Here is a 12,153-nt window from a genome sequence, read left to right as displayed (position 1 = left end):
TTTTCGCAGAGGCAGGGGCGGGGCACAAGATGTGCCCCGGGAATGTTACAGTGATTCGTTTAACCAGCTATCGAAGGGGGCTTTTGGAACCGCACCGTTGAGCATGTCGACCATTTCTCCGTTTTTGAAGATCATAATGGTCGGAATGCTGCGAATATTAAAACGTGCGCTCAGCTCGCGTTCGGCTTCGGTATTGACCTTAACGAACCGCATTTTACCGCTACGCTCTTCGGCAACATCTTCAAAGATTGGCGCGAAGTTACGACACGGACCACACCATGGTGCCCAGAAATCGATCACCACCGGGAGATCGTCCTTGAGGAGTTTGTCCAGCGTAGCACCCGTCGCGTTAATGACATCGCCATCAAACAATTCATGGCCACAACGTCCGCATTTCGCACCATCTTCAATCCGATCGTCCGGAATGCGATTAAGAGCCTGACAGTTGGCACATACGGTATTCATAACTAACCTCTGATAGAGCCGTGGGACAGCGGCACAACGCCGATAATGTTTCTAATATGTTACATATTATCAATGAGCCTGTTTGAAACAACAATGCGTTTTATTCAATGAGAACAATAGTCACAGGCTTTTGTACGAAATTATGGCTATGCGGTGGCACATCGGGTAATCTGCGCGCTTCGCGCAGCGCTGGTGGAGAAAAGCATGAACGACGAAATGAAAAACAAAAGCGGCAAGGTCAAAGTGATGTATGTCCGCAGTGATGATGACTCTGATAAACGCACCCAAAATCCGCGTACCGGAAAAGGTGGCGGGCGTCCGGCGTCTTCTCGTGCAGACGGTGGCCGTCGCCCCGCCCGCGATGACAGAAATAACCGCGGCGATGACCGCAAACGTGATGACCGTAAGCGTGACGATCGCAAACGCGATGACCGTCCGCGTGATGATTTCTCACGTGATAACGCCTCCCCGTGGCGCACCGTTTCTCGTGCCCCTGGCGATGAGACGCCGGAAAAAGCCGATCACGGCGGTATCAGCGGTAAAAGCTTTATCGACCCGGAAGTGCTGCGCCGTCAGCGTGCGGAAGAGACCCGCGTGTACGGTGAGAACGCCTGTCAGGCGCTGTTCCAGAGCCGTCCGGAGTGTATCGTCCGCGCGTGGTTTATCCAGAGCGTGACCCCACGCTTTAAAGAAGCGCTGCGTTGGATGGCCGCGAACCGCAAAGCCTACCACGTGGTTGATGATGCTGAACTGACCAAAGCGTCCGGTACTGAACACCACGGCGGCGTTTGCTTCCTGATCAAAAAGCGTAACGGCACCACCGTGCAGCAGTGGGTCAGCCAGGCGGATGCCGATGACTGCGTGCTGGCGCTGGAAGATGTGGGTAACCCGCACAACCTGGGCGCAATGATGCGCAGCTGCGCGCACTTTGGCGTGAAAGGCGTGCTGCTGCAGGATGCCGCGCTGCTGGAATCCGGTGCCGCGATCCGTACAGCGGAAGGCGGAGCCGAGCACGTACAGCCGATCACCGGCGACAGCGTTCTGGATGCCCTTGAGCAGTTCCGTAAAGCGGGCTATTCCATTGTGACGACTTCGAGCCACGCCGGTACGCCGCTGTTTAAAGCCACGCTGCCGCGCAAGATGGTGCTGGTGCTGGGTCAGGAACGCGATGGTCTGTCTGATGCGGCGCTCTCCAGTTCGGATCTGAGCGTCTCTATCGACGGAACAGGTAATGTGGAAAGTCTGAACGTATCCGTTGCGACCGGCGTGCTGCTGGCCGAGTGGTGGCGTCAGAATAAGGCATAAGCCTCTTATGTGCCGGGCCTGACCCGGCACATTCAAATTTTACTCGCTCTCAGCCGGTAACACAGGCATCCAGTCAATTGGCGTTTCGCCACGTTTTTCCAGCCATTCATTTGCCAGAACAAAATGATTACTGCCAAAGAAACCGCGATGGGCAGACAGCGGTGACGGGTGCGGTGCTTTCAACACGTGATGACGCTGACGGTCGATAATCGCCCCTTTCTTCTGCGCATGCGATCCCCAGAGTAAAAACACAACCCCTTCACGATGCTCGTTGATAAGGCTGATGACTTTATCGGTAAAGGTCTCCCACCCAAGACTGGCGTGCGAGTGCGCCTGGCCCGCCCGTACGGTAAGCACCGTATTCAGTAACAGCACGCCCTGGCGCGCCCAGCTTTCAAGATAACCGTGGTTGGGGCGGGTAAACCCCGGCACGGTTCCCTCAAGCTCTTTATACATATTGAGCAGAGAAGGGGGGATAGCCACGCCCGGACGAACGGAAAACGCCAGCCCATGCGCCTGCCCCGGGCCGTGATAGGGATCCTGACCCAGAATAACCACTTTTACATCGCTCAGTTCGGTATAGCGAAAGGCATTGAAAACGTCTTTTTGCGGCGGATAAATCGTCTGTCCGGACTGACGCTCAGCAGCAACGGTGCTGAGCGTATTGATAAAATAAGGCTGCTGCTTTTCTTCTGCCAGCACGTCATGCCAGGTTAAAGGTGTCGTCATGTCGCTCTCCTGCGAATCTCAATCTGTGACTAGCTTACCTGTTTAACCCCGGTGAGCAAAATTACGCGTTGAAATGCGTGCTAAGTCGTTAAATTTATTTTGAAATGATGCATCGTAAGTTGAGTTGGTAAGGTCTGGAAATTGATCTAAAACAATAAATTCAAACCACACTCTTTATGTGGTTGGTGTTTTTGTTGATTTAAATCAATAAATCACCGTGGGGTGAATGATATATATACACACAAGAAACAATGGTTTTACCAATTGGCCGCGAGAGGCCGACATCAGTTAATGTAGCCTAAGGGAGGCAACACATGATTACAGGTATCCAGATTACTAAAGCTGCAAACGACGATCTGCTCAATTCTTTCTGGCTGCTGGACAGCGAGAAAAACGAAGCGCGCTGTGTCGTTGCGAAAGCGGGTTTTGCTGAAGATGAAATCGTGCCGGTGAACAAACTGGGCGAAATCGAATACCGTGAAATTCCAATGGAAGTGCAGCCAGAAGTGCGCGTTGAAGGGGGCCAGCACCTGAACGTTAACGTGCTGCGCCGCGAAACGCTGATGGATGCCGTTGAGCACCCGGAAAAATACCCACAGCTGACCATCCGCGTGTCCGGCTATGCGGTTCGCTTTAACTCACTGACGCCAGAACAACAGCGCGACGTTATCGCCCGTACCTTTACTGAAAGCCTGTAAGGCTTCAGCTAAGGGTGTGAATAAAAAAAGCCGGGGAAATTCCCGGCTTTTTCTTACTCTTCAGTCTTCGTATCCTGCGCGGCAGCGCTTGGCTTACGACGCTTACCAATGTTTTTGGTATCGCGATGGCGCTGCTTCACACGCGGCTTCTCTTTTTCTTTCTCTTTTCTCTCAGCACGTTTCGCGAGCGCTTTCTTGGACGGTTTACCCGTCATTTTTTCGCTCGGCGCACGTGTGGTTGGGCGCAAGCCATCAATAACACGCGCTTTCAGCGGCTCGTCGACATAGCGGCCAATTTTCTGCAACAGCAGGTGGTCATGCGCTTCAACCAGTGAAATCGCAATACCTTTGCGGCCCGCGCGGCCGGTACGGCCAATACGGTGCAGGTAAGTATCGCCGCTGCGCGGCATATCGAAGTTAATGACATGGCTCACGTCAGGGATGTCGATCCCGCGCGCGGCAACGTCTGTTGCGACCAGCACGTTAACGCGGCCATCGGTCAGACGCTTAATGCCTTCGGTACGTTTAACCTGCGCCATCTCGCCTTCAAGATAGCAGTTGTTGATCCCGGCGTTACGCAGCATTTCAGCCAGCTCGTGCACGCGCTCGCGCTTACGCACAAACACGATGGTGCGCAGAGCATCTTCCTGCTTCAGCAGGTGCTTAAGCAGCTCAACTTTATGCTCAAGGTTGTCCGCGCGATAGTACCACTGGTGGATCTTCTTACGCTCACGAGTGGAGGGGGTGGCGGAAACTTCTACAGGATCTTCCAGCAGACGCTCAGCGAAGTCCTTGATCGCGTCCCCTTCAAGGGTGGCAGAGAACAGCATCGTCTGGTTACGCCAGCGCGTTTCACCGGCAATATGCTCGATATCCTGTGCGAAGCCCATGTCCAGCATGCGGTCAGCTTCGTCCAGAATCAGCGTTTCTACTGCACGGCAGTCGAAGTTCTCTTCTTTAATGTACTGCAGCAGGCGGCCCGTCGTAGCGACGACGATGTCCTGGTTTTCGCTGAACACTTCCGCGTGGTTCATATACGCAACACCGCCGGTGATCGTGGCGATATCCAGATGAGTATTTGCCGCGAGTTCACGCGCGTGATCGGCAACCTGCATGGCCAGTTCGCGCGTAGGCGTCAGGATTAAAATACGCGGCGGGCCAGATTTTTTACGTGGAAAATCGAGCAGATGCTGCAACACAGGCAGCAAATAGGCTGCTGTCTTCCCCGTGCCGGTTGGCGCAGAACCGAGCACATCGCGGCCCTCAAGCGCAGGCGGAATGGCCGCTGCCTGAATGGCGGTCGGGCGTGTAAAGCCTTTGCTCTCAAGTGCATTGAGCAGGCTTTCATCGAGTTCAAGTTCGGAAAAAGTCGTTACAGTCATGTTCTACCTCTGTGTGGGGCGCTGATTATAGACGTTACGGCTGTAATCTTCATCTGTTTGTATGGATATCGCTTTTCGGTGAGTTCGCTTTCCCCTATGCTACTCCAGTTTCACTTAGAAGGTTGCCCTGACATGTCTCAACTCAAAGCGCAGCTTCGCCGCGATGGTTTTACGTTTAAACAATTTTTTGTCGCTCACGATCGCTGTGCCATGAAAGTCGGTACAGACGGCATTCTACTGGGAGCATGGGCACCTGTCGCAGGTGTTAAGCGTATTCTTGATATCGGTACCGGCAGCGGGCTGGTGGCCTTGATGCTGGCGCAGCGAACGGAAGAGCATGTCACCATTGATGCAGTGGAACTGGATGCGCAGGCCGCAGGGCAGGCGAGTGAAAATGCGGCCGAATCCCCATGGGCAGACCGGATTAGCGTTAAATGCGCAGACGTGCTGGCCTGGGCGCCTGAACAAACCGCGCGTTACGATCTGATTGTCAGCAATCCACCGTACTATGAGCCCGGCGTGGAGTGCGGTACACCCGAGCGCGAACAGGCGCGTTATACCGGCTCTCTCGATCATAAAGCGCTGCTCACCAGTGCGGCAGAACTGATCTCCGAAGAGGGTTTTTTCTGCGTGGTTCTGCCGGAGAGTACGGGCAACACGTTCATTGGTATCGCGCAGGAGATCGGCTGGACGTTACGTCTGCGTACCGATATTTCGGACACGGAAGGTCGACTGCCGCACCGCGTGCTGCTGGCGCTCTCGCCAAAAGAGGGTGAATGCTTTAATGATCGAATGGTGATCCGTGGGCCAGACCAGCGTTACTCCGAAGATTACACTGCCCTGACCCAGGCGTTTTATCTGTTTATGTAAACCTGCGGGGCGAGTATCGACGGGCCGGACTCAGGAAGCTGATCCGGGTAGTCCAGGGTATAGTGCAACCCGCGGCTCTCCTTGCGCATCATCGCGCAGCGAACAATCAGCTCGGCAACCTGCACCAGATTGCGCAGCTCCAGAAGGTTATTGGAGACGCGGAAATTGGCATAATACTCATCAATTTCCTGCTGCAGCATGGTGATGCGGCGCAGTGCGCGTTCAAGACGTTTCGTGGTGCGCACAATCCCTACGTAATCCCACATAAACAGCCGTAGCTCGTGCCAGTTGTGCTGGATAACGACCAGCTCGTCCGGGTTATCTACGCGGCTTTCATCCCAGGCAGGAAGATGCTCTGTCTCGCGGGCGTAAGGCATGCGCCTGGTGATGTCTTCCGCTGCTGACCAGCCGTACACCAGACATTCAAGCAGCGAGTTAGACGCCATGCGGTTCGCACCGTGAAGCCCGGTATAACTCACCTCACCAATAGCATACAGACCATCCACGTCAGTACGCCCGTGATCGTCAACCATGACGCCACCGCAGGTATAGTGGGCAGCCGGGACAATGGGCACCGGATCGCGCGTTAAATCAATGCCAAGGTTGAGCAGTTTTTCGTAAATCATCGGGAAATGCTGGCGGATGAATTCTGCCGGCTTATGGCTGATATCGAGATACATGCAGTCCACGCCAAGACGCTTCATTTCATGGTCGATGGCGCGGGCAACGATATCGCGCGGGGCCAGTTCACCCCGGGCGTCAAAGTCCGGCATAAAGCGGGTACCGTCAGGGCGTTTCAGATAAGCGCCTTCACCGCGCAGGGCTTCCGTCAGCAGGAAGTTGCGCGCCTGAGGGTGGAACAGGGCGGTGGGGTGAAACTGATTAAACTCGAGGTTCGCCACTCGGCAGCCGGCGCGCCAGGCCATCGCGATACCGTCGCCGGAGGCGATGTCCGGGTTAGTGGTGTACTGATATACCTTTGAGGCGCCGCCCGTCGCCAGCACCACAGCCTTCGCCTGACAGGTTTCCACCTTCTCTTTATTACGGTTCCAGACCCACGCTCCCACGACGCGACGCGTGCCGGGCAGGCCAATTTTATCGGAGATAATCAGGTCAACGGCGTTACTTCGCTCAAGAACCCGAATATTCGGATGGTTAAGCGCTTTACTGACCAGCGTAGTTTCCACTTCTTTTCCGGTGGCATCCGCAGCGTGCAGGATGCGGCGGTGGCTATGGCCGCCTTCACGCGTTAAGTGGTAGCTCTCTTCACCGTTGGGCTGAACCTGAGTATCGAATAAAACACCCTGATCGATGAGCCACTGAACGCAGTGACGGGCATTGCTGGCGACAAACTCCGCTGCGTGCGCATCCACGATCCCGGCTCCGGCAATCAGCGTATCTTCCACATGCGACGCAATGCTGTCTGTCTCGTCAAACACTGCGGCAATGCCGCCCTGGGCATAAAATGTGGACCCTTCACTTATCGGGCCTTTGCTCAGAACGATAACGCTCTGATGTTCTGCCAGACGCAGCGCCAGAGAAAGTCCAGCAGCACCGCTGCCGATGATCAGTACATCACAATGAAGTTCAGGTGTTGTGTTCATGATTGGTTGTTTAATTTACTAAACAGTGTTGAGGCAGAATAGCACCTGAATGCGAGATATCGCACGTTATTTTTTACGGATTGTTGCAATGACTAAACGCGTAAGCCGGGGTAAACGGAGGGTAAATGAATGAAATTATTTTGCGAAGCAGATCGTTAGCGTCAGATTTTGTGGTGAAATAAAGCCCGTGTTGCGTTACTCTTCTGGCGGGAAAAAGATGTTTCTTGTCATAAAGTGGTGCGTATCGTGAACAGACTTATAATGAGAGAAAATGAACGGTCTGCGGCGCGATGAACAAAAACAAAGGCGTTACGGAACTTATTGAAGATCAGACACTCTAATTCGGTGCTTGCTCAAAGTGCGGTAGTTGTAGAGTGGCGTTTCGATAACGCGTGGAATTTAGGTTTGGGGAGACATTACCTCGGATGAGCGAGCAGTTAACGGACCAGGTCCTGGTTGAACGGGTCCAGAAGGGAGATCAGAAAGCCTTTAACTTACTGGTGGTGCGCTACCAGCATAAGGTGGCGAGTCTGGTTTCCCGCTATGTACCGTCAGGTGATGTACCTGATGTGGTGCAAGAGTCTTTTATTAAGGCCTATCGCGCGCTGGATTCATTCCGGGGAGATAGTGCTTTTTATACCTGGCTGTACCGTATTGCTGTCAATACGGCAAAGAATTATCTGGTTGCTCAGGGGCGTCGTCCGCCGTCAAGCGATGTGGACGCTATCGATGCCGAAAACTTCGAAAGTGGCGGTGCGCTGAAAGAAATTTCGAACCCTGAGAACTTAATGTTGTCAGAAGAACTGAGACAAATTGTTTTTCGCACGATCGAGTCGCTCCCGGAAGATTTACGCATGGCAATTACGTTACGGGAGCTTGATGGTCTGAGCTATGAAGAGATAGCCGCTATCATGGATTGTCCGGTCGGCACGGTTCGTTCACGAATCTTCCGTGCGCGAGAAGCTATTGATAATAAAGTTCAACCGCTTATCAGGCGTTGACGATAGCGGGATACTGGAAAAGGTATTAGGCATGCAGAAAGAAAAACTTTCCGCTTTAATGGATGGTGAGACGCTGGATAATGAGCTGCTCAACGAGCTTTCTCATTCTCCCGAAATGCAAGAGACCTGGGAGAGCTACCATCTCATCCGCGATACGCTGCGCGGCGATACCGGCGAGGTGCTCCATTTCGATATCTCAGCTCGCGTGATGGCGGCCATTGAGAATGAGCCTGTTCATCAAACCACTCCGCTGATTCCTGAAGCTCAACCCGCACCGCACCAGTGGCAGAAAATGCCGTTCTGGCATAAGGTGCGTCCATGGGCCAGCCAGCTCACCCAAATGGGGGTGGCTGCATGCGTATCGCTTGCAGTTATCGTTGGCGTCCAGCACTATAATACTCAGTCTGAAACTAATCAGCAGCCTGAAGCGCCAGTGTTTAACACACTGCCGATGATGGGCAAAGCCAGCCCGGTAAGTCTGGGCGTACCGGCTGATGCATCCGCCAGCGGCGGTCAGCAACAGCAGGTGCAGGAGCAGCGCCGTCGCATTAATGCGATGTTGCAGGATTACGAGTTGCAGCGTCGTCTGCACTCTGAACAGCTTCAGTTTGAGCAGGCCCAAACCCAGCAAGCTGCGGTGCAGGTGCCCGGAAACCAAACTTTAGGAACGCAATCGCAGTAATGAAGCAACTTTGGTTCGCCATGTCTCTGATGGCGGGTAGCCTGTTCTTCTCTGCCAACGCCTCGGCTGATGTTTCATCCGGGGCGTTGTTGCAGCAAATGAATCTGGCCAGCCAGTCACTCAATTACGAGTTGGCATTTATCAGCATCAATAAGCAGGGTGTCGAGTCTCTACGCTATCGCCACGCCCGTCTTGATAACCAGCCGCTCGCCCAGCTTTTACAGATGGATGGCCCGCGTCGGGAAGTTGTCCAGCGGGGCAATGAAATCAGCTATTTCGAGCCTGGTCTGGAGCCTTTCACGCTGAATGGCGACTATATCGTTGATTCTCTGCCGTCGCTTATCTATACCGACTTCAAACGGCTCGCTCCTTACTATGATTTTATTTCAGTAGGGCGTACGCGCATTGCAGACCGACTGTGTGAGGTCATCCGCGTGGTTGCGCGCGATGGCACGCGCTACAGCTATATCGTCTGGATTGATGCGGAAACCAAGCTGCCGATGCGTGTAGATCTGCTCGACCGCGACGGCGAGACGCTGGAACAGTTCCGCGTTATCTCCTTTAGCGTCAACAATCAGGTTGGCAACAGCATGCAGAATCTGGCGAAGGCCAGCCTGCCGCCGTTGCTCTCTGTCCCGGCCGGGGATTCCGTGAATTTCAACTGGGTGCCTTCCTGGATCCCACAAGGGTTTAGCGAAGTATCAAGCAGTCGTCGTCAGCTGCCTACCATTGATACGCCGGTTGAATCACGTCTCTATTCCGATGGCTTGTTCAGCTTCTCGGTGAACATCAACCGCGCAACGGCAAACAGTTCTGAGCAAATGCTGCGTACCGGGCGTCGTACGGTCAGCACCACGGTACGTGATAACGCTGAGATCACGATTGTGGGTGAACTCCCGCCGCAGACGGCGAAGCGAATCTCTGACAGCATTAAATTCAGGGCCGCACAATGATTAAAGAGTGGGCGACCGTGGTTTCCTGGCAGAATGGCATTGCGCTGGTCAGCTGTGATGTTAAAGCCTCATGCAATAGCTGTGCATCCCGAGCCGGTTGCGGCAGCCGCGTGCTCAATAAATTAGGGCCGCAGACGTCGCATACGATCTCCGTGCCGAGCGAACAGCCGCTGGTAGCCGGTCAGAAGGTCGAACTGGGGATTGCGGAAGGCAGCCTGCTCACTTCCGCGATGCTGGTTTATCTTTCTCCACTGCTCGGCCTGTTTGTGATGGGCGGTATTTTTCAAATGCTGTTTGGCACGGATGTAGCTTCTCTGTGCGGTGCTGCACTAGGGGGCGTAGGTGGATTTTGGCTTGCTAAAGGCCTCTCGCCGAAGCTTGCTGCCCGCGAAGCGTGGCAGCCCGTTATCCTGAGCGTTGCACTGGCACCTGACCAACTTCGCGTCGAGACGCTCTCTTCTGAGGCCCGGTGATCCACCGGGCTTTATCATTATTTACATCTCAAAAAAGAAAACGCCATTTCTTCGCGCTATGCTTGGCTCTAAGTGCATTTCCAGGTTGCGGGTATGTAGTGTAGAATGCTGCGTTTTCGCACTGAAAAACGTCAGGCTAAGAACAGCGGCCTCCAGGAATTCGTAAGGCATAATTATTTAACTATATGAAGAACATACGTAACTTTTCGATCATTGCTCACATTGACCACGGTAAGTCGACGCTGTCTGACCGTATTATCCAGATTTGCGGTGGCCTGTCTGATCGTGAAATGGCAGCCCAGGTACTGGACTCCATGGACCTGGAACGCGAACGCGGTATCACCATCAAAGCGCAGAGCGTGACGCTCGACTACAAAGCTTCTGATGGCGAAACCTATCAACTGAACTTTATCGACACCCCAGGCCACGTTGACTTCTCCTATGAGGTTTCCCGCTCGCTGGCCGCCTGTGAAGGCGCGCTGCTGGTGGTCGATGCCGGGCAGGGCGTTGAAGCCCAGACCCTGGCGAACTGCTACACCGCGATGGAAATGGATCTCGAGGTTGTGCCGGTTCTGAACAAAATCGATCTGCCTGCCGCCGATCCTGAGCGCGTGGCGGAAGAGATTGAAGATATTGTCGGCATTGACGCGACTGATGCCGTGCGCTGCTCGGCTAAAACCGGTGTGGGTGTTCCCGATGTGCTGGAACGTCTGGTGCGTGATATTCCACCACCGGAAGGTGACCCGGATGCCCCGCTTCAGGCGCTGATCATCGACTCCTGGTTCGATAACTACCTGGGCGTGGTCTCTCTGGTGCGTATTAAAAATGGCACCATGCGTAAAGGCGACAAAATCAAGGTTATGAGTACCGGACAGGTCTACAACGCAGACCGTCTGGGTATCTTCACGCCAAAACAGGTTGACCGTACCGAGCTGAAATGCGGCGAGGTAGGCTGGCTGGTCTGCGCGATTAAAGACATCCTCGGCGCGCCAGTAGGCGATACCCTGACTGGTGCGCGTAACCCGGCAGACAAAGCGCTGCCTGGCTTTAAAAAGGTGAAACCGCAGGTTTATGCAGGCCTGTTCCCGGTCAGCTCCGATGACTACGAAAACTTCCGCGATGCGCTCGGCAAGCTGAGCCTGAACGATGCCTCCCTGTTCTACGAGCCAGAAAGCTCAACGGCGCTGGGCTTCGGCTTCCGCTGCGGCTTCCTCGGCCTGCTGCACATGGAGATCATTCAGGAACGTCTGGAACGTGAATACGATCTGGATCTGATCACCACCGCACCGACGGTAGTGTATGAAGTGGAAACGACGTCGAAAGAAGTGATCTACGTCGACAGCCCGTCCAAGCTGCCACCGCTGAATAACATTCACGAGCTGCGCGAGCCGATCGCAGAGTGTCACATGCTGCTGCCGCAGGAGTTCCTGGGTAACGTCATCACGCTCTGTATTGAGAAGCGTGGCGTGCAGACCAACATGGTTTACCACGGTAACCAGGTGGCGCTGACCTATGAAATCCCGATGGCGGAAGTGGTCCTCGACTTCTTCGACCGTCTGAAGTCTACCTCTCGTGGCTATGCGTCACTGGATTACAACTTCAAACGCTTCCAGGCTTCAAACATGGTGCGTGTGGACGTGCTGATCAACGGCGAGCGCGTGGATGCGCTGGCGCTGATCACCCACAACGACAATGCGCCGTACCGTGGCCGCGAGCTGGTTGAGAAGATGAAAGATCTGATCCCGCGTCAGCAGTTCGACATTGCGATTCAGGCGGCCATTGGCAACCACATTATCGCGCGTTCAACCGTGAAACAGCTGCGTAAAAACGTTCTGGCGAAGTGCTATGGCGGCGACGTCAGCCGTAAGAAAAAGCTGCTGCAGAAGCAGAAAGAAGGTAAGAAGCGTATGAAGCAGGTCGGTAACGTTGAGCTGCCGCAGGAAGCATTCCTTGCCATTCTTCATGTCGGTAAAGACGGCAAATAACCTTTA

13 protein-coding genes are annotated in these 12,153 nt (G+C 54.2%); 9 read left to right on the top strand and 4 right to left on the bottom strand.

Annotated features, from left to right (window positions below; genetic code table 11):
- Window positions 1-45 precede the first annotated feature (45 nt).
- The gene (trxC, locus tag MX657_RS17130) at window positions 46-465 is read right to left on the bottom strand and encodes a thioredoxin TrxC (protein ID WP_080328385.1); all 420 of its coding nucleotides are present in this window, start codon (window positions 463-465) and stop codon (window positions 46-48) included.
- A 204-nt stretch (window positions 466-669) separates the two neighbouring features.
- Between trxC and MX657_RS17125 the strand changes: the two genes are divergently transcribed.
- On the top strand, window positions 670-1,770 hold the full coding sequence (locus MX657_RS17125) for a tRNA/rRNA methyltransferase (RefSeq protein ID WP_041908658.1): 1,101 nt from the start codon (window positions 670-672) through the stop codon (window positions 1,768-1,770).
- 39 nt (window positions 1,771-1,809) lie between these two features.
- Here MX657_RS17125 and ung read toward each other — a convergent pair whose 3' ends face one another.
- Window positions 1,810-2,499: a uracil-DNA glycosylase gene (ung, locus tag MX657_RS17120; RefSeq protein WP_023333064.1), complete on the bottom strand. Its 690-nt coding sequence runs from the start codon at window positions 2,497-2,499 to the stop codon at window positions 1,810-1,812.
- 314 nt (window positions 2,500-2,813) lie between these two features.
- On the opposite strand from ung, the gene grcA reads away from it, so the two are divergent.
- A complete protein-coding gene (grcA, locus tag MX657_RS17115) occupies window positions 2,814-3,197 on the top strand; it encodes an autonomous glycyl radical cofactor GrcA (RefSeq protein ID WP_006176733.1) in 384 nt (127 codons plus the stop codon).
- 53 nt (window positions 3,198-3,250) lie between these two features.
- Here grcA and srmB read toward each other — a convergent pair whose 3' ends face one another.
- On the bottom strand, window positions 3,251-4,579 hold the full coding sequence (srmB, locus tag MX657_RS17110) for an ATP-dependent RNA helicase SrmB (protein ID WP_080328386.1): 1,329 nt from the start codon (window positions 4,577-4,579) through the stop codon (window positions 3,251-3,253).
- 132 nt (window positions 4,580-4,711) lie between these two features.
- Here srmB and trmN point away from each other — a divergent pair, with 132 nt between their 5' ends.
- Entirely contained in the window at window positions 4,712-5,449 is a 738-nt protein-coding gene (gene trmN, locus MX657_RS17105) for a tRNA(1)(Val) (adenine(37)-N(6))-methyltransferase TrmN (protein WP_080328387.1), read from the top strand.
- Here trmN and nadB read toward each other — a convergent pair.
- Complete coding sequence (gene nadB / locus MX657_RS17100) at window positions 5,434-7,053, bottom strand: L-aspartate oxidase (protein ID WP_346806224.1); 1,620 nt, start codon at window positions 7,051-7,053, stop codon at window positions 5,434-5,436. The genes trmN and nadB overlap by 16 nt on opposite strands.
- A gap of 345 nt (window positions 7,054-7,398) precedes the next feature.
- Between nadB and rseD the strand changes: the two genes are divergently transcribed.
- The 6 genes from rseD (at window position 7,399) to lepA (ending at window position 12,147) form a co-directional block, all read left to right on the top strand.
- On the top strand, window positions 7,399-7,482 hold the full coding sequence (gene rseD / locus MX657_RS23725; protein WP_233002681.1) for a rpoE leader peptide RseD: 84 nt from the start codon (window positions 7,399-7,401) through the stop codon (window positions 7,480-7,482).
- Complete coding sequence (rpoE, locus tag MX657_RS17095; RefSeq protein WP_006176728.1) at window positions 7,479-8,054, top strand: RNA polymerase sigma factor RpoE; 576 nt, start codon at window positions 7,479-7,481, stop codon at window positions 8,052-8,054. The genes rseD and rpoE overlap by 4 nt, the downstream gene beginning before the upstream one ends.
- A gap of 31 nt (window positions 8,055-8,085) precedes the next feature.
- The gene (rseA, locus tag MX657_RS17090; protein ID WP_080328389.1) at window positions 8,086-8,736 is read left to right on the top strand and encodes an anti-sigma-E factor RseA; all 651 of its coding nucleotides are present in this window, start codon (window positions 8,086-8,088) and stop codon (window positions 8,734-8,736) included.
- Complete coding sequence (gene rseB, locus MX657_RS17085) at window positions 8,736-9,689, top strand: sigma-E factor regulatory protein RseB (protein ID WP_023331097.1); 954 nt, start codon at window positions 8,736-8,738, stop codon at window positions 9,687-9,689. The genes rseA and rseB overlap by 1 nt, the downstream gene beginning before the upstream one ends.
- Complete coding sequence (gene rseC, locus MX657_RS17080) at window positions 9,686-10,162, top strand: SoxR-reducing system protein RseC (RefSeq protein WP_252001850.1); 477 nt, start codon at window positions 9,686-9,688, stop codon at window positions 10,160-10,162. The genes rseB and rseC overlap by 4 nt, the downstream gene beginning before the upstream one ends.
- A gap of 185 nt (window positions 10,163-10,347) precedes the next feature.
- A complete protein-coding gene (lepA, locus tag MX657_RS17075; protein WP_061097366.1) occupies window positions 10,348-12,147 on the top strand; it encodes a translation elongation factor 4 in 1,800 nt (599 codons plus the stop codon).
- Window positions 12,148-12,153: the final 6 nt, after the last annotated feature.

The sequence above is a fragment of the Enterobacter chuandaensis genome (assembly GCF_039718975.1).
Lineage (GTDB): Bacteria > Pseudomonadota > Gammaproteobacteria > Enterobacterales > Enterobacteriaceae > Enterobacter > Enterobacter chuandaensis.
The sequence above is the reverse complement of the archived record's forward strand: the minus strand, read 5'-3'. Positions and strand labels throughout refer to the sequence as shown.

What these genes read in the sequence shown, in the direction of transcription:
- trxC (WP_080328385.1), bottom strand. Translation starts at nt 465, where the DNA reads ATGAATACCGTATGTGCCAACTGTCAGGCTCTTAATCGCATTCCGGAC.
- MX657_RS17125 (WP_041908658.1), top strand. Translation starts at nt 670, where the DNA reads ATGAACGACGAAATGAAAAACAAAAGCGGCAAGGTCAAAGTGATGTAT.
- ung (WP_023333064.1), bottom strand. Translation starts at nt 2,499, where the DNA reads ATGACGACACCTTTAACCTGGCATGACGTGCTGGCAGAAGAAAAGCAG.
- grcA (WP_006176733.1), top strand. Translation starts at nt 2,814, where the DNA reads ATGATTACAGGTATCCAGATTACTAAAGCTGCAAACGACGATCTGCTC.
- srmB (WP_080328386.1), bottom strand. Translation starts at nt 4,579, where the DNA reads ATGACTGTAACGACTTTTTCCGAACTTGAACTCGATGAAAGCCTGCTC.
- trmN (WP_080328387.1), top strand. Translation starts at nt 4,712, where the DNA reads ATGTCTCAACTCAAAGCGCAGCTTCGCCGCGATGGTTTTACGTTTAAA.
- nadB (WP_346806224.1), bottom strand. Translation starts at nt 7,053, where the DNA reads ATGAACACAACACCTGAACTTCATTGTGATGTACTGATCATCGGCAGC.
- rpoE (WP_006176728.1), top strand. Translation starts at nt 7,479, where the DNA reads ATGAGCGAGCAGTTAACGGACCAGGTCCTGGTTGAACGGGTCCAGAAG.
- rseA (WP_080328389.1), top strand. Translation starts at nt 8,086, where the DNA reads ATGCAGAAAGAAAAACTTTCCGCTTTAATGGATGGTGAGACGCTGGAT.
- rseB (WP_023331097.1), top strand. Translation starts at nt 8,736, where the DNA reads ATGAAGCAACTTTGGTTCGCCATGTCTCTGATGGCGGGTAGCCTGTTC.
- rseC (WP_252001850.1), top strand. Translation starts at nt 9,686, where the DNA reads ATGATTAAAGAGTGGGCGACCGTGGTTTCCTGGCAGAATGGCATTGCG.
- lepA (WP_061097366.1), top strand. Translation starts at nt 10,348, where the DNA reads ATGAAGAACATACGTAACTTTTCGATCATTGCTCACATTGACCACGGT.